Annotated in this window: 12 protein-coding genes; 6 read left to right on the plus strand and 6 right to left on the minus strand. The window is 62.6% G+C overall.

Going from position 1 to position 17,236, the window contains the following annotated elements:
- Positions 1–348, plus strand: a 348-nt coding sequence (locus tag B071_RS0104100; protein ID WP_026244962.1) for an inorganic phosphate transporter, incomplete at its 5' end; no start/stop codon positions are given.
- A 79-nt stretch (positions 349–427) separates the two neighbouring features.
- Here B071_RS0104100 and B071_RS0104105 read toward each other — a convergent pair.
- From B071_RS0104105 to B071_RS0104115, 3 genes are all read right to left on the minus strand, one after another.
- Positions 428–1,342, minus strand: a complete 915-nt coding sequence (locus B071_RS0104105; protein WP_018525836.1) for a LysR substrate-binding domain-containing protein — start codon at positions 1,340–1,342, stop codon at positions 428–430.
- 84 nt (positions 1,343–1,426) lie between these two features.
- A complete protein-coding gene (locus B071_RS0104110) occupies positions 1,427–3,343 on the minus strand; it encodes a histidine kinase dimerization/phosphoacceptor domain -containing protein (protein WP_169336296.1) in 1,917 nt (638 codons plus the stop codon).
- A gap of 92 nt (positions 3,344–3,435) precedes the next feature.
- Entirely contained in the window at positions 3,436–4,071 is a 636-nt protein-coding gene (locus B071_RS0104115) for a DUF1007 family protein (RefSeq protein ID WP_018525838.1), read from the minus strand.
- A gap of 189 nt (positions 4,072–4,260) precedes the next feature.
- On the opposite strand from B071_RS0104115, the gene B071_RS15865 reads away from it, so the two are divergent.
- The gene (locus tag B071_RS15865) at positions 4,261–6,453 is read left to right on the plus strand and encodes a heavy metal translocating P-type ATPase (protein WP_498365795.1); all 2,193 of its coding nucleotides are present in this window, start codon (positions 4,261–4,263) and stop codon (positions 6,451–6,453) included.
- 39 nt (positions 6,454–6,492) lie between these two features.
- Here the strand turns inward: B071_RS15865 and B071_RS0104125 are convergent, their stop codons facing one another.
- The gene (locus tag B071_RS0104125) at positions 6,493–6,789 is read right to left on the minus strand and encodes a metal-sensitive transcriptional regulator (RefSeq protein WP_018525840.1); all 297 of its coding nucleotides are present in this window, start codon (positions 6,787–6,789) and stop codon (positions 6,493–6,495) included.
- Between the two features lie 199 nt (positions 6,790–6,988).
- Between B071_RS0104125 and B071_RS0104130 the strand changes: the two genes are divergently transcribed.
- From B071_RS0104130 to B071_RS0104145, 4 genes are all read left to right on the plus strand, one after another.
- Entirely contained in the window at positions 6,989–7,534 is a 546-nt protein-coding gene (locus B071_RS0104130; protein WP_018525841.1) for an NADH-quinone oxidoreductase subunit NuoE family protein, read from the plus strand.
- Positions 7,535–7,664: 130 nt separating this feature from the next.
- The gene (locus B071_RS15870; RefSeq protein WP_438829560.1) at positions 7,665–10,595 is read left to right on the plus strand and encodes an NADH-ubiquinone oxidoreductase-F iron-sulfur binding region domain-containing protein; all 2,931 of its coding nucleotides are present in this window, start codon (positions 7,665–7,667) and stop codon (positions 10,593–10,595) included.
- Positions 10,588–12,363, plus strand: a complete 1,776-nt coding sequence (locus B071_RS0104140; protein WP_018525843.1) for an NADH-dependent [FeFe] hydrogenase, group A6 — start codon at positions 10,588–10,590, stop codon at positions 12,361–12,363. The genes B071_RS15870 and B071_RS0104140 overlap by 8 nt, the downstream gene beginning before the upstream one ends.
- A 30-nt stretch (positions 12,364–12,393) precedes the next feature.
- Positions 12,394–13,341: an ABC transporter substrate-binding protein gene (locus tag B071_RS0104145; protein ID WP_018525844.1), complete on the plus strand. Its 948-nt coding sequence runs from the start codon at positions 12,394–12,396 to the stop codon at positions 13,339–13,341.
- A gap of 318 nt (positions 13,342–13,659) precedes the next feature.
- On the opposite strand, the gene B071_RS0104155 is transcribed toward B071_RS0104145, so the two are convergent.
- Together B071_RS0104155 and nuoF are read right to left on the minus strand one after the other, a co-directional pair.
- Positions 13,660–15,414: an NADH-dependent [FeFe] hydrogenase, group A6 gene (locus B071_RS0104155; protein WP_026244964.1), complete on the minus strand. Its 1,755-nt coding sequence runs from the start codon at positions 15,412–15,414 to the stop codon at positions 13,660–13,662.
- A gap of 21 nt (positions 15,415–15,435) precedes the next feature.
- On the minus strand, positions 15,436–17,232 hold the full coding sequence (gene nuoF / locus B071_RS0104160; protein WP_018525847.1) for an NADH-quinone oxidoreductase subunit NuoF: 1,797 nt from the start codon (positions 17,230–17,232) through the stop codon (positions 15,436–15,438).
- Between the last annotated feature and the right edge of the window lie 4 nt (positions 17,233–17,236).

Below are 17,236 nucleotides of genomic sequence, written 5' to 3' on the forward strand. Positions count from 1 at the left end.
GTGATGCTCACGGTGGGGTCCAAGCTCTTCAAGCTCTCGCCGATCACGGCCTGCGTGGTGATCGTCTCCACGGCGCTGGTGCTCTTCCTCTTTGCCTCCCAGGGGCTCAAGGAGGCTATGGAGTCCGTGGGATTGCCCTCGTTTCCGCTGGTGCCGGTCTCGCAGTCCCAGGCTGCGGTGGGCTCGATCCTCGGGGTGGGGCTGGCCAAGGGCGGGCGCAACATGAACCTGAAGCTCCTGCGTAACATCGTGCTGGGCTGGGTTGCCACCCCCGCCATGGCGGCGATCCTCTGCTACGTGGCGCTCTACGTTATGCAGAACGTCTTCATGCAGCAGGTCTTCGTCTAGAAGGCGAACTCCCTCTGGAGGCGGACTCCCTCTGGAGGCGGATCCGGAGAGACCGGGATTTACCCGAACAAAGGGGATTCTATCCGGGCAAACCGGGATTTACGTACCGAGCTGTGACAAAGTTGCAGAAATCGAGCACGGCCGGAGGCAGCTCCGACTCCTGCTGGTGAACCAGGCAGATCGTTCGGCCCATGTCCAGCGACTCGCAGGGCACCCGCCGGAGCCATCCGGCCGTCAGCTCCCGGGAAACTACCAGGTTCCCCAGGATACTCACGCCGTGGTTATGCATGACCATTCGCTTGATCGCCTCGGTGTTGATCAACTCGTAGGCCACATCGGGGTGGAGGCCCTGGCGGCGGAACCATTTTTCCACAAACCGCCGTGTCAGGGTGCTCGGCGGAGGCAGGACATACCGTTCCTGCCCCAGCTCCCTGGGAGAGGGAGACTCCCCCCTGTTTGCCCAGGGGTGGCCAGGACCCACAACAATCACCAGAGGGTCGTAGAGCAGATCGTGCTGAACAAACCGGACCTTTCCCCGGGTTCCTTCGGTCCTTCCCAGAATTCCCACATCCACATCGCCCGTAAGAATCATGTCCTCGATCTGGGCAGCGCTCCCCGTGACAAGGGAAACCATAACATCGGGATTCTCCTGCTCGAAGGAAGCGATCAGTTCAGGCACCAGATGGGTCACCGGCATGGTACTGGCCCCCAGGGTAAGGGCCTTCCGGGCCTCCTCTACCGTATCGGCCACTACCTGACGGCTCAGTTCGAAGTTTTCCAGAAGACGCAGAGCCTGGGGAAGCAGGGCCTCACCCGCAGGAGTGAGATCCAGCTGCTGCCCCGCCCGCCGGAACAGACGCGCCCCGTAGGTGTTTTCAAGCTCCCGTATCTGGGCGCTCACGGCAGGCTGGGTGTAGTAGAGCACCTCGGCAGCCTTGCTGATACTCCGCAGGGAAGCGACCGTACAAAATGCCTTGAGTTTTATCACGTCCATTGTTGCGTTACCCCTGATCCACGCCCCCGACCCGGGACAGAGAGTTCCTGGTCATTCCAGAATGAACCAGCCCTGACGAGAGTATCAGAAAAGGAGACGAAAGTGTGCGCCCGGCGATGGTTCGATACGAAAATCCCCCCGAATTTGCTCGGCCAGCATCCGGACCAGGGTGAGTCCCAGGGTATCCCCTGAGGCGACCCCCTCGGGGAGCCCCACCCCGTTATCACGAACCACCAGCTCGTATCCCGGGAATCTCTCCCGAAGGGTTACCCAGACCTGACCCGGCTCTCCCCGGGGAAAGGCGTAGGTGATGGCGTTCCCCACCAGCTCGTTCACCACGAGACCGCAGACAATCGCCTGGTCCACGCTGCAACTCAGGTCTCCGGCGTCGATGTTCAGGGTGATGCGCCCCCGAGTCTCCTGAAACTGGGGAACCTGCATCGCCACGTGGTTCAGAAAGGGGTCCATCCCGATTCTGGCCAGATCTTCGGAGGTGCAGAGTTCCTCGTGAACCAGAGCCATGGTCATGATCCGGCTCCGGCTCATCTCAAACCCGGCGACGGCCTGCTGGGGGGTCCTGATCGTCGACGCCTGGAGGTTCAGAAGCCCCGCCACGACACTCAGGTTATTGTTCACCCGGTGATGCACCTCCCGAAGCAGCACTTCCTTCTCGTCCAGACTGTGCTGAAGCGCTACCTGGGCCTGCTCCCGCTCCCGTACCTCCTCTTTCAGACCTGCCACGGTCTCCGCCAGGCGCCGGGACATCTCGTTGAAGGAATGGGTCAACTGGTGAATCTCCAGAAGGGGCGAATCTTCGGGAATCTGCTCCGCCCGTTCCCCCGAGGCGAGTTCCCCCGCAGCATCGGTGAGAGACTTGATCGGGCCGGTGATTCGCCGGGCCGTGAGAACCCCCAGGGCAGCGCAGAAAAACAGAACTGCCAGGATGATCAGCAGAAGAATGCGGTTATTCTGCTCGATCCTCCCCATGAAATCGGCCTCGGGAATCACCACCCCGATGAACCAGTCCGGACCCGACCGGTAGCGCAGGGGCGCGACGTGGATAAAATGGGCCCGCCCTCCCACAAAAAACCGTTCGTCCCGGAGGCCGGGGGAGGGAGAAAAGCGACGTTCCTCGTTCCGGAAGAGTGTTGCGGCAGCGCGGATGATATCGCTGGAGCTCTCGTCCAGGCGCCGCAGGCGATATCCTCCCTCGCCGTTCCGGAGAATCGAGGTCTCTTCGGCCAGGGACGAGGCCACGAGATACCCCCGGTTATCCACCAGAAAGGCCTTTCCCCGGGCACCGATCTCGAGGCTCTGAAGAAAATCGCCGATCTTCCCGAGAAAGAGATCCACCGAAAAGACCCCCACGAAGGTTCCCCCGGGATCGTAGGCGGGGCGGCTCGCGGCCAGGGCCATATCCTGCCCCGTGAAGAGCACGTACACGTCGGACCACACCGCCTCGTCCAGGGCCAGAGCATCGCGGTACCACCCCCTGGTACGGGCATCAAAATCGGGAACCACCGCCACGAGCTCCTGGAGGGTTCCCCGGGGATCGATGCTCCACTTCTCAAAGGGCCCTGCCCGAAAGCCCTCGGTAAAAATCACGTACCGCTCATCCGCCAGGGACTCGCGGCCGCTGTTGGCCAGCCCTCCCCGGGTGTTCCCGAAATACACGCTCGAGACCGAGGGAATCAGATCGATCTGCTGGCGAAACCGCTCCAGCAGCGCCCCCTGATCTTCCGGGTCGATCTGGCCCGCCGAGACGGCCCGGGTATTAGCTTGGTTGATCTGGAGTGCCGGCTCGAGGAAGGACTCCAGGTTTTCCTGGATCCGCAGGACTACCTCGCGCCGCAGGTGAGTTGATACGCTGTTGATCGACCAGCGGGCGTTGTGGAAGGAGATCCCCCCCACCAGGACCACCGCCACGGCGGTGATGGTAATGAACGACACCGCCAGGTCGCTCCTGAGCGTTGAATACTGTCCCGAGTCATGATGGCCCACCGTACCTCCCGTACACAGCAATGACTACGCTTCCAGTCTCGTGTCTCCAGTCTCGTGTAACGGAGAGGTTTTTTCCAGCTGATTCCCCGAGGTTATCGGCGGCGGAAGCGAAAAACGATGGTCTCGCGGTTCATCTCCCCCCAGATGGGAATGGAGTGAACCTCGCGGGTCCGGTTCATGGTGAACCGCAGGTCCTGATCCCCCGAGACGGTAGCGTAGGGCTCGGAGAACATCATGTCGGTGAAGAAGGTCTCGTCGTACATGGAGACGGCAAGTTCCACCCCCGCCGGCGGAACGGAAACGTTCAGGGGAATATCGAAGGCATAGACCAGGGACTCCTCCCCATCGAGAAAGGTGGAGAAGTTCTCTACCCGCTCCACAGCCCGTCGTTCACCGTCGACCCGCAGGACGGTGAAGAACCCGTAGTGACGCAAGTTCTCGAACGCCCCCTGACGGATATCCTCGACCTGGGCCGCCGTGAAGGCGCCCCCCTCGCCACGGGGCCGACCGTAATCAAAGAGGATCATCTCCGAGAAGAAGGGATCGAAGGTCCAGTAGGCGCGCACCGCCTCGAGAGAGGTCCCCGCCGCGCGAACCTCTACCCTGCTATCGACCCAGATATGGGGGTGCGCCACGGCAGAGGCAGCCGGAAGGATGAGGAAGAGCAGAACGAGCAGTCTTCGGGGGGAACGGAGCCACCCCCGGGAATCATCACGGAGAGGTATCACGAAACGACGCTACACCGCGACCGGCTCATTGTGCAACCGCTCTGTACCTGCTCTTTACATCTCTTCATCTCTCTTTACATACCCTAGGGGGGTATACTATATTAGAGCGTGTCAGGAGGCATTATGCACAGGAACGAGACAGAAACCGCCCCTCCCCTGGTGGAGACCATCACACTGCCCGTTAAGGGGATGAGCTGCGCCTCCTGCGCAGCCGGTGTGGAGGGAACGCTCCGGAAGAGGCCCGGCGTTCGCCAGGCAACGGTAAACTTTGCCGCCGAAAAGGCATCGTTCTCCTTCGATCCCCGGGAGGTTTCCCTGGAGGACCTCGCCCGGGAGATCCATCAGGCGGGGTTCGAACTCGTCATCGACGACGGGGANCGTTCCCCGGACCAGCCCGACCAGGCCTTGAACCAGGCCCGCCGGAGGATGCAGATTTCGTCGGTTCTGGCCGGGGCGGTCATGACCCTGATGATTCTCGCCATGGCGGGGGTGAACATACCGGCCTANCAGCTGATCATTACCCTTCTGGGGATTCCCGTNATCTTCGGGGTGGGGNTCCACGTTCACCGGGGAGCGTTCCGGGCTCTCTTCTCGGGCCGGCCCAACATGGATGTCCTGGTATCGCTGGGGTCCCTGCCGGCCTTCCTGGCGGGGGTGGCGGCCTTCTTTTTTCCCCTTCAGGCCTTCACCGAGATGGCCGTCACCATTATGACCTTCCACCTGATCGGCAAGTANCTCGAGGCCAGGGCCAAGGGACGGGCCTCGGAGGCGCTGCGCAAGCTGATTCAGCTGGGAGCAAAGACAGCCCGGGTTCTGGTGGATGGCCAGGAAAAGGANGTGGACGTGAGCTCCCTCGGCGAGGGAGATGTCATGGTTGTCCGGCCCGGGGAGAAGATCCCCACCGACGGAGAAATCCTCACCGGCACCAGCCATATCGACGAGAGCATGGCCACGGGAGAGCCCCTGCCGGTACGCAGGGAACCGGGCCAACCCGTGATAGGGGCAACCCTCAACCAGGAGGGAGCCCTCACGGTGAGGGTGACAAAAACGGGGAAGGACACCTTTCTGGCCCAGGTNATCTCCCTGGTAGAGGAGTGTCAGGGCAGCAAGGTTCCGATTCAGGATTTCGCCGACCGTGTGACGGGCTACTTTGTACCGGTCATTCTCGCTCTGACGGCCGGGACCTTTGCGTCGTACCTGCTTTTCCCCGACCTTCACAGGGCGATCATCACCTGGGGGGCGGGCTTTCTCCCCTGGGTGAACCCCGATCTGCCGCCCCTGACGCTGGCCTTTATAACGGCCACGGCGGTTCTGGTTATCGCCTGCCCCTGCGCNCTGGGGCTGGGAACGCCCACGGCCCTCATGGTGGGTAGCGGGATCGGGGCGGAGCAGGGAATCCTGATCCGGAACGGTGAGGCGGTCCAGACCCTGAAGGATGTGNCCCTGGTGGCCTTCGACAAGACGGGAACGATCACCGCCGGGAAGCCCCANCTCACCGATATCGTGCCCGCCCCGGGCTTCACGGAGCAGGAACTCCTGGAGGGGGCCGCCTCGGCAGAACAGCTCAGCGANCACCCCCTGGCCAGGGCNATCGTGGAAGCCGCCCGGGAGCGGGACCTCCCCCTGCAGGAGTGTCGCGATTTTTCCTCCACCACCGGNGCGGGCATCACCGCCCGGGCGGGAGACCAGGTGATCCGCGTGGGCAGCAGGAATCTCATGATNCAGGCGGGGATCGACCCGTCACCCCTCGAGNAAGCCCTGGAAGNGCTGGAATCCCGGGCGCGCACGGCGATTCTCGTGGCCGTCGACGATCGCCTCGCCGGGGTCCTGGCCGTGGCGGACCCCCTGAAGGAGAGCTCCCTCGAGGCGATCAGGGCGCTGGAAGAACGGGGAATCGCAACGGCCATGATTACCGGCGACAACTACGGCACGGCCCGGGCCATCGCCGAAGCGGCAGGAATCACCCGGGTGGTGGCCCAGGTGCTGCCCGACGGGAAGGTGGACGAGATCCGGCGCCTTCAGGAAAGCTACGGAGTGGTCGCCATGGTGGGTGACGGCATCAACGATGCGCCGGCTCTCAAGCANGCCAACGTGGGGATCGCCATCGGAACCGGCACGGATATCGCTATCGAGGCCGCCGANATCACCCTGGTGCGGGGNGATCTGATGGCCCTGGTAACGGCGGTGAACCTCTCCCGGGCTACCTTCCGGAAGATCAAGGAGAACTTCTTCTGGGCCTGGTTCTACAATATTCTGGCTGTACCCGTGGCGATGCTGGGGCTGCTCCACCCCATGGTAGGGGCCGCCGCCATGAGCATGAGTTCCCTGAATGTGGTGTATAACTCGCTCAGGCTGAAGCGCCTGAAGATTCGGGCCTCCTGAACGACGGCCCCCTGGCCGGNGGACGCGCCCGGCCGGGGATTATCCGTACTTGCGGAACTGTGCCAGGATCTGCATCAGCTCCTCCATCTTNTCCTGNTGCGCCTCGGCGTCGTCGCTTCTGATCGCCCGGGTTACGCAGGTTTTCAGGTGGTTCTCCATGATCAGGTCCTCCACCGCCCGCAGAGCGGCGGTAACGGATCGCGTCTGGGCNAGAATGTCCATGCAGTATCGGCCATCCTCCACCATCCGCTGNATTCCCCCCACTTGCCCGGCGATCCGGTTCAGCCGTTCACGAACCTTTTTTTTGTGATCTTCTGACATCATCNGGACCATCATAGAAGCAGAAGTCGCCCCCCGTCAATTACCCCCCGGGGGTATGCTACGCAGAGGGGGCAAGGGGGCGGTANCAAGGGGTCCGGAAATATCGTTCATTTGACCAATAAAAAAGCTCCTCCTATAATAAAANCACAGACATGCGAGGCCTTCCCCCCGGCGGGGTGGTCCTGAGTCCGGTCCTGTCATAAAGGGGTTCTTTATGCATCAAGAGACCGCCTCCATCTCGTTAGATCCCGTTCAGCAGCAGCAGCTTCANCGCATCGCAGAATCTCACCGAGACAAGAAGGGGGCGCTTATTCCCGTTCTCCAGGACGCCCAGGGGGCGTTCGGTTTTCTCTCCCGGGAGGTTCTGCAGGAGGTNTCGCGCCTGCTGGAGATTCCCTTCAGCGTAGTCTCGGGGGTCGTAACGTTCTATTCCTATTTCAGCACAACCCCCAGNGGGAAGAACACCCTCCGGGTGTGCCTGGGCACGGCCTGCTACGTACGCAACGGCAANCAGGTCCTGGCCGATCTTCAGAAGGAGCTCTCCGTTGCCGTGGGNGAGACCACCGGGGATCGCTGCTTCACCCTGGAAATAGGACGCTGCTTCGGAGCCTGCGGTCTTGCCCCGGTTGTTATGGTGAACGACGATGTCCACCAGCGGGTAAAGGCGGCACGAATCCGGGAGATGCTCGCTCCCTACCGGGCCTGCTGCACCGACGATGCAGGAGAGGAGCCCCGCGAGAAGGAGGAACCCCATGAGTGAGACCCGTCGCTCTGTCTGTGTCTGCGGAGGCGGCGGGTGCGTCGCCTCGGGCTCGAATACCCTGCTTCAGCTTCTGCAGGAGGAGATCAGCCGGGAGGGGCTGGACTGGGAGGTCCGCCTCTCCGGGTGCATGGGGCCCTGCGCCCGGGGACCGCTCCTGAAGGTCCAGCCCGAGGGCGTTATCTACCAGAATGTCTGCCCCGAAGATATCCCCGAGATCGTCTCGTCCCACCTCAAGGGGGGGAAGATCCTGGAACGGCTCTGCCACCGGCGCCCCGACACGGCGACGGCCGTGCCCAGGGAGGAGGAGATCGATTTTTTCCGTCACCAGAAAAAAATTGTNCTNGCNCGNTGCGGCACGATNGANCCCTTGAGCCTTGAGTCCTACCGTGAGGCGGGGGGGTACCAGGCCCTGGAGAAGGCCCTGACCGAACTCGGCCCCGACAGAATCATCGGGATTCTTCAGGAAGCGGGGCTTCGCGGCCGGGGAGGCGCNGGNTTCCCCACGTGGAAAAAGTGGCGTTTTACCCGGGACGTTCCGGGAGNACAGCGGTTTGTGGTCTGTAACGCCGACGAGGGAGACCCCGGGGCCTTCATGGACCGNAGTATCCTCGAGGGTGATCCCCACGGACTGATCGAGGGCATGGCCATCGCCGCCTGCGTGGTGGGGGCAACCAGAGGCTACGTCTACGTGCGCGCCGAGTACCCCGTGGCGGTGGAACGCCTCTCCCGGGCAATCGCGGCGGCCCGGGAGGCCCGTATCCTGGGTGAATCCATGATGGGGAGCGGTGTCTCCTTTGACCTGGAGATCCGCATGGGGTCGGGGGCTTTCGTCTGCGGCGAGGAAACGGCGCTCATGGCCTCCATCGAGGGCCATCGGGGAGAACCCCGACCCCGACCACCCTTCCCGGCGGAATCGGGTCTCTGGCAATCGCCCACCCTTCTGAATAACGTGGAAACCTACGCGAACGTCCCCCCCATTGTGATGAAGGGCTCGGCCTGGTACACCAAAACAGGCACTTCCGGGAGTCCCGGAACAAAGGTCTTTGCCCTGGCCGGAGCGGTGGTCAACACGGGGCTTGTGGAGGTTCCCATGGGAACAACCCTGGGAGAGATCATCTACGATATCGGCGGGGGGATCGCCGGGGGCAAGTCCTTCAAGGCTGCCCAGATCGGCGGGCCTTCGGGGGGGTGCATACCCCGGGAACACCTGAGTGTCCCCCTGGACTACGAGTCGGTGAGCAAACTGGGGGCGATCATGGGCTCCGGCGGGTTGATCGTCATGGACGACGACGCCTGTATGGTGGACGTGGCCCGGTTCTTCCTGGAATTTGTCCAGGAAGAATCCTGCGGGAAATGCGTTCCCTGCCGGGTGGGAACCAAGCGGATGCTGGAGATTCTGGACCGCATCTGCGAGGGCCACGGCATGGAGGGCGATATCGAACGGCTGGAGTTTCTGGGAAAACAGATCCGGGAGACCTCCCTCTGCGGCCTGGGGCAGAGCGCACCAAACCCCGTGCTCTCCACGATCCGCTACTTCCGGGAAGAATACGAGCAGCATATCCACCAGCGCCATTGCGAGGCCGGAGTCTGCCCCTCGCTGGTGCGGGCTCCCTGCCAGAGTGCCTGTCCCGCCGGCGTGNATGTGCCGGGCTTTGTCTCCCTCGTGGGTGAGGAACGCTACGCCGAGGCCCTGCGCCTCCACCGGGAGAGGAACCCCTTCGCGGCGGTCTGCGCCCGGGTGTGCTTTCATACCTGCGAGGAAAAATGCCGCCGTTCTGCCCTGGACTCGCCCGTGGCGATCCGGAGTATCAAGCGCTTTATGGTGGACCAGGAGGTGACCCTCCAGCATCCCCGGGTGATAGAAAACAAGGAGAACGAGGAACGGAAGATCGCCATCGTCGGGGGAGGCCCGGCGGGGCTCTCCTGCGGGTATTTTCTCGCTCGCCTGGGGTACCGGCCGGTGGTTTTTGAGGCCGAGCAGCGTCCGGGAGGGATGCTGGTTCAGACGATACCGGCCTACCGGCTNCCCCGGGAGACCCTGGCNCGGGAGATCCGCATGATCGAGCAGCTGGGAGTGACTATCGAGACCAGGAAGGCCCTGGGCAGGGATTTCTCCCTGGACGATCTGCGCCAGGAGGGGTACGAGACGGTCTTCCTCGCCCTGGGGGCCCCCGAGGGGATGAGCCTGGATATTCCCGGCGAGGATGCGCCCGGTGTGGTGGAGGCGAACGCCTTCCTGCGGGAGTACAACATCCGTGGCTCCGTTCCCGTGGGAAAGAATGTGGTTGTTGTGGGAGGTGGCAACGCCGCCGTGGACGCGGCCCGGACCGCCCTGCGCCTGGGGGCAGAGACGGTGACGATCGTCTACCGACGGAGCCAGGAGCAGATGCCTGCCTACGCCGAGGAGATCAGCGAGGCCCTCCACGAGGGAGTCCGTCTCCGGTGCCTGGCCCAGCCCGTGAGCATCGCCACGGGGAAGGACGGGAAGATCGAGTCCCTCCGCTGCTCGCCTATGGCTCTGGGGGCGTTCGACCGGAGCGGGAGGCGACGCCCCACCTCGTCGGGTAGCGAGCCCTTCACGCTGAAGACCGATCAGGTGATCGTCGCGATCGGCCAGAAGCTGAGTGTGGNNCCNCTTCTGGGAGGGCTCGAGGTGGAGCTCACCGATCAGGGGTTCCTGAAGGCCGATCCCTCCACGGGGCAGACGTCGGTTCCCTGGCTCTTTGCCGGGGGGGACGCCGCCAGCGGGCCGNCATCGGTGGTTTGGGCCATCGCTGCGGGGGAACGGGCGGCCCGGGGGATGGATATCCTTCTTACCGGTGAGGACCACGCCTTCTGGAGGGAAGAGCACGCACCGGACACGACCTTCGACCCCGATGCGGACCCCGTGGAGTATCCCCGGGAACCCGTGGCGACGATCCCCGTGGAACGGCGTCGGGGAAGCTTTGACGAGGTGGAGCTGCCCTGGAACGAGCTGGTCGCGCTTCGTCAGTGCCAGCGCTGCCTGAGGTGCGACTACGGGAAAGTAACGGTTCAGCAGGAGACTCACTATGCCTAAGATCACAATTAACGCCAAGACGCTGGAGGTTCCCCCGGGGACTACGGTGCTCGATGCGGCTATGGAAGCCGGCTACCGGATTCCGACGCTCTGTCACGTGGCGGGCCGGGCCGCTCTGGGGGCGTGTCGGGTCTGCGTGGTGGAGATCGGGGGCTACCCCCGGCTCCAGGCTGCCTGCTCCACCCCCGTGGCCGAAGGGATGGAGATACAGACCAACTCGCCCCAGGTGCGCGNGGCCCGGCGAACGGTGATGGAGCTGCTCCTGAGCGAACACCAGGGGCTCTGCACCATTTGCGACCGCGACGAGGACTGCGAACTGAGGAAGATCGCCGGAACTCTGGGTATTCAGGAAACCCCCTACGAGGGAGCCCGGGCATCGATGGTCCTGGACGAATCCACGGCGGCCCTCTACCGGAACACGGGGAAGTGCATCAAGTGCCGCCGGTGCGTATCGGTCTGCCACGAGATGCAGGGCGTGGGGGCCCTCTTTCCCCAGGGCCGGGGGTTCGATACCCTGATCGGACCGGCCTTCTCGAGCCCCCTGGCCGAGGTGGTCTGCGTCCAGTGCGGTCAGTGCGCGGCGGCCTGCCCCGTGGGGGCCATCGGGGAACGCCAGCAGGTCGATGCCGTGTGGAGGGCGCTCTCGGATCCCTCAACGCACGTGGTGGTCCAGACCGCCCCGGCGATCCGGGCCGCCCTGGGCGAGTGTTTTGGCTATCCCCCGGGGACGGTGGTAACAGGGAAAATGGTTGCAGCCTTGAGGCGGCTCGGCTTCGACGCGATCTTCGACACCAACTTCACCGCCGATCTCACCATCATGGAGGAGGGGTCGGAGTTGCTCTCGCGGCTCAGGACGGTTCTGGCCGACCACCAGGAGGCGGCCCTGCCTCTCTTCACAAGTTGTTCCCCGGGGTGGATCAATTATGCCGAGACCTTCTTTCCCGAAATTCTGCCGAACATCTCTTCCTGCAAATCGCCTCAGCAAATGTTCGGTGCCCTGGCAAAGACCTACTACGCCGACAAGATCGGGGTGGATCCCGCCAAGATGGTGGTGGTCTCGGTGATGCCCTGCACCGCAAAAAAGGCCGAGGCAGAACGTCCCGAGATGCGCTCTTCGGGGTACCAGGACGTGGACCACGTCCTGACGACGAGGGAGCTGGCCCTGATGATCAAGACGATCGGACTCGATTTCAGGGGGCTCCCCGATGAAGCCATGGATGCTCCCTTTGGAATCTCCACCGGTGCTGCCGATATCTTTGCCAACTCCGGGGGGGTCATGGAGGCGGCCCTCCGCACGGCCTGGGAGCTTGTCACGGGGAGAGAGCTCCCGGGAGAGAATCTTCACGTGACCCAGGTGGCGGGACTGACGGGGGTGAAGGAGGCCTCCCTCGTTCTGACCGGTCTTCTGCCCGACTGGAGTTTTCTTGAAGGGGTGGAACTGAGCGTGGCCGTGGCCCATGGGCTGGGGAACGCCAGAAATCTGGTAGAGGCTATTCAGAGGGGCGAGCGCAGATACCACTTTGTGGAGATCATGACCTGTCCCGGAGGCTGCATCGGGGGCGGGGGACAGCCACGAGTCACTACCGACGACGTTCGCCGGGCGCGCATGGAGGCTATCTTTCGGGAGGATGAGGGAAAGGAGCACCGCAAGTCCCACGAGAATCCCTATGTCCAGGCTCTGTACAAGGAGTTTCTGGGGGAACCCCTGGGGCACAAATCCCATCAGTTGCTCCACACCACCTACGGTCTTTCAGCCGCGAGGGTTTGATGGAAGGCCTTCCCCGGGATAGGATGGGGCATGAAGTATCTTGTATTATCTACGCTGGCGGCGGTCCTGNTGGCCGTCGCCCCGGCCTCTCTCCAGGCGGACCGCGCCCGGGAGACGAGCCAGGTTGTCCGGATCGGTTCCCTGAAGGGCCCCACATCGGTGGGCATGGCCCCTCTCTTCCACGAACCTCACCGCCTTGCACCCTACATCGAGGGTGATTTCAGGCTCTTCGGCACCCCCGANNTACTCATCTCCCAGATTCTGGCAGGNGAGATCGATATCGCGGCGATCCCCACAAATCTGGCGGCGAATCTCCACAACCGGGGGGCNGGGGTCAGGCTCCTGGCTGTAAACGGGGGCGGGGTGCTCTACGTGGTGGCAGACCGGGATATTTCCTGGGAGGACCTGCGGGGCGAGACGGTCTTTACCCTGGCCCGGGGGGCCACTCCGGATATTCTCTTCCAGGCGATGCTGCGTCAGCGGGGTNTGGAGCCGGGACGGGACCTGCAGGTGCGCTACGCACCGGACCAGACGGAGCTGGCCCAACGGCTGATCGCGGGGAACATCTCCCGGGCTGTCCTTCCCGAGCCTTTTGTCACGCGGGTTACCACCGCCCGGCCGGATCTTCGCGTGGCCCTGGATCTGGGAGCGCACCACCCCATGACCGCCCTGGTGGTGACGGACCGCTTTGCCACGGAGCACCCCCGCGCCCTGGCACACTTCGGGGAGGTCTACCAGGAGGGACTCCGGTGGCTCGATCAGAACAGGACCGAGGGGGCTGCTGCTGCGGCGGAGCGGCTTCAGATGCCCGCGCCGGTGATCGAGGCGGCCTTCGACCGTCTGAACCTGGTCTATACCCCTGCCGAGGAGGCTCGGGAGGCGGTGCTGGATTTTCTGGGTATCTTTCTTGATCATGCACCGGCTTCGGTGGGAGGGNCCCTGCCGGGAGATTCCTTCTTCCACCGCGCCGGGAATTAGGAGCGCCACACCCCTCCCCCGCCCGGGGNTTGCCCGGTTCCGGGGAGGGGAATCCCCCCGGCTCGAGCGGCTTGTTGAGTTTTATATCTCGCTGTCGGAGATAGCCCGAACGGAGGGGTTTCTCGCTCTTGAGGATCAGAAACGGTTTCTTGAACTGGTTCACCTGGAGGACCCGTCGATACAACAGGTGCTTCGGGAGTTCGATACCCGGGAAAGCCGGTTTCTGCCTGCCCGTTCCTTCCTGACAGTTCTTTCTTGTATTTCCAGACAGAAAAGCCGGCCCTTTCGGGCCGGCTCACCATTCCACGCGCAGGGCTTCTACTTTTTGTAGATCGGTCGCGGCGTATAATGGGTATGGAGCAGCTCGTGGGCTTTCTTGCCGTTGGGCTCTCCCAGAAAGTCGTCGTAGACCTTCTTGATATACGGGTTGTGGTGAGAGCAACGGTGCTCGCTCTTCTCGTCGTCCTTGTAGATCCCGGCAATACGCTGGGCCCGGGTCTCGTCGCTGCTCGTGGCGTAGGGCTGTCCACCGCCGGAGATACATCCTCCGCGACAGGCCATCACCTCGATGAAGTGGAAGGGGGGCTCCTGGCCTGTAGCCTTGGCCTCCCGCAACTGCTCCATCAGGTCCCTCACGTTGGCGATTCCGTGAGCGATCGCTACGCGCAGGGTCGTCTCCCCGACCTTCACCTCGGCNGAGCGGACCCCGTCCATTCCCCGGACGTCCTCGAANGTNATCCCCTTGTGCTCGTTCCCGGTCACCAGGTAGTGAGCGGTCCGCAGGGCCGCCTCCATGACACCCCCGGTAGCACCNAAGATCGTACCTGCCCCGGTGTACGCTCCGATGGGAGCATCGGCTTCCTCGTCGGCGAGACTATGGAAATCGATCCCGCTGGATTTGATCAGTCGCGCCAGCTCCCGCGTGGTGAGGGAAACATCCACGTCCTGCTCGCCCGAGGCGAACATGTTCACGTCGCGGCTGCACTCAAATTTTTTGGCTGTACAGGGCATGATCGCCGCGGAGAAAATCTCCTTCGAGGAAAGCCCCTTGCTCTCGGCGTAGTAGGTNTTGGTCAGAACACCCTGCATCATCATGGGGGACTTGGCCGTGGAGAAGTGGGGGATCATGTCATCGTAGTACTTCTCCATGTAGTCNACCCAGCTGGGACAGCAGGAAGTGATCAGGGGGATCTCGCCGTTACCCTTGGTCAGGCGCTCCACCAGCTCGCTCCCCTCCTCCATGATGGTGAGGTCGGCGGCGAAGTTGGTGTCGAAGACNGCATCCACACCNAGGCGCCGGAGCGCTGCGTAGATCTTGCCCGTGGTGATCTCACCNGCNGGAAGATCGAAGGCCTCGCCCAGGGCCACGCGCACGGCCGGTGCGATCTGGACAGCCACGTGCTTTTTGGGGTCCCTGATCGCGTTGAGAAGCTTCTTTGTCTCGTCCTTCTCGTAGATCGCACCCACGGGACAGTGGGCGGAACACTGACCACACTTGATACAGGGGCTCTCATTGAGCATGGCCCCGCCGGCGGGCATCATGCGAGTCTCATCACCGCGGTTCAGAAACTCCAGGGCCCAGACGTCCTGCATCTGCTGACAGACCAGAACACAACGCCCACAGTTGATACACTTTCGGGGATCCAGGACCAGGGAGGGCGTGGACTCATCCCGGGGAAGCTCGGGGATCCGCGATTCAAAGGGGATCTCCCGGATACCGAAGTTTGCGGCCATGGTCTGGAGCTCGCAGGTACCGCTTCTGCCGCAGGTGAGACACTCGTTGGGATGGTCGGCGAGCATCATCTCCACGGTGGTGCGTCGCACCTCGTTGAGTTCCGGATCGTGGGTAATATACTTTGCCCCGTCCACAACCTCGGTGGCGCAGGCCCGGGGAAGCTTGGGCGANCCCTCGACCTTCACGATGCAGAGACCACAGGCAGCCCAGGGCTCGACATCGGGGTGGACACAGAGGGCGGGAATGTTGATTCCCACCTGNTTTGCCGCGTCGAGGATACGAGTACCCTTCGGGACCTCGACTGCAGTGCCGTTTATTTCTACTTTCACTGTACTCACAACTGTCTCCTCTTCACCCGGTTATGCGATTGTTACAGCGCCGAACTTGCACACTTCGTAGCACTGACCGCACTTGACACAATTCTCCTGATCAATGACGTGAACCGCTTTCCGTTCACCGGCGATACAGTTGACGGGGCACTTCCGTGCACAGACGGTACACCCGATACACTTCTCGGCGTCGATGTCGTACCGGACCAGATCCTTACAGACACCGGAAGGACAACGCTTGTCATTGATGTGAGCGAGATATTCGTCGCGGAAATAGTTCAGCGTTGACATAACAGGGTTGGCCGCTGTCTGACCAAGACCGCAGAGAGAGGCCTTCTGCATGGATATGGCGATCGCCTCGAGCCGGTCGATGTCTTCCATTTCACCCTTGCCGCTGGTGATCTTCTCCAGAATATCGAACATCTTGCGACTTCCGATCCGGCAGGGAGCACACTTCCCGCAGGATTCTTCCACGGAGAACTCCAGGTAGAATTTGGTCACGTCGATGATACAGTCGTCTTCGTCCATGACGATCATACCACCGGACCCCATCATGGATCCCAGAGCGGTGAGGTTATCGAAGTCGATCTCCGTGTCCAGGTGCTCGGCGGTGATCACACCCCCCGAGGGACCTCCGGTCTGGACCGCCTTGAAGGCCTTGCCACCGGGGATTCCTCCACCGATATCGTAGATGATCTCCCGCAGGGTGGTTCCCATGGGAACCTCGATGAGACCGGAGTTGTTGATCTTGCCGGTCAGGGCAAAGACCTTGGTACCGGGCGAGGCCTTGGTACCGATCCGGGCGAACCAGTCGCCGCCACGGAGAATAATCATGGGAATGTTTGCCCAGGTCTCGACGTTGTTGATCACCGTGGGCTTGCCCCAGAGGCCCTTTACCGCCGGAAAGGGCGGACGCGGCCGGGGTGTTCCCCGTTCTCCCTCGATGGATGCGAGGAGAGCTGTCTCTTCACCACAGACGAAGGCCCCGGCGCCGAGCCGGATCTCGATGTCAAAATCGAAACCACTGCCCAGGATGTTTTTTCCCAGGAGCCCGTATTCCCGGGCCTGACCCATGGCGTGCTGAAGCCGCTTGATCGCCAGGGGATACTCGGCACGAATGTAGACGTACCCCGTTTTGGCACCACAGGCGTACCCGGCGATCATCATGGCTTCCATCACCGAATGGGGGTCACCCTCGATGGTGGAGCGGTCCATGTACGCGCCGGGGTCGCCCTCGTCGGCGTTACAGACCACAAAGACCTCGTCGGCCTCGTGCTTGATCGACTTGGTGAAGTTCCACTTCATCCAGGTGGGGAATCCCGCACCGCCCCGGCCCCGCAGNCCGGACTTCTTGAGCTCGGCGATCACGTCGTCGTCGCTCATCTCGAAGAGAGCCTTCTCCAGGGCAACGTAGCCCTCGCGGGCGATGTATTCGGTAATATCCTCGGGGTTGATAACACCACAGTTGCGCAGAACAATNCGCATCTGCTTCTGATAGAAGGTGATATCGTCCTCGGTCTCCAGGTGCTGCTTCCGNTCGGAGTCCTTCAGCATGAGCCGGGGAACGGTCCGCCCCTTGACGATATGCTCATCGATGATCTCGGCGGCGTCATCGGCCGTTACGTCGACGTAGAAGGATTCATCGGGAAGGATCTTTACGATGGGTCCTTTTTCACAAAATCCGAAACAACCGGTCTTGATGATCTGCACGTCATCCTGTACGCCCCGCTCCTCGGCGATGCGCTGCAGGTTATGAAAGATCTGNTCCGACTTGCTCGACTCACAGGCGGTTCCCCCGCAGACAAGACAATAGCTGGAATAGGCCATCGAT

Origin of the sequence: Alkalispirochaeta alkalica DSM 8900 (assembly GCF_000373545.1) — a bacterium.
Classification (GTDB): domain Bacteria; phylum Spirochaetota; class Spirochaetia; order DSM-27196; family Alkalispirochaetaceae; genus Alkalispirochaeta; species Alkalispirochaeta alkalica.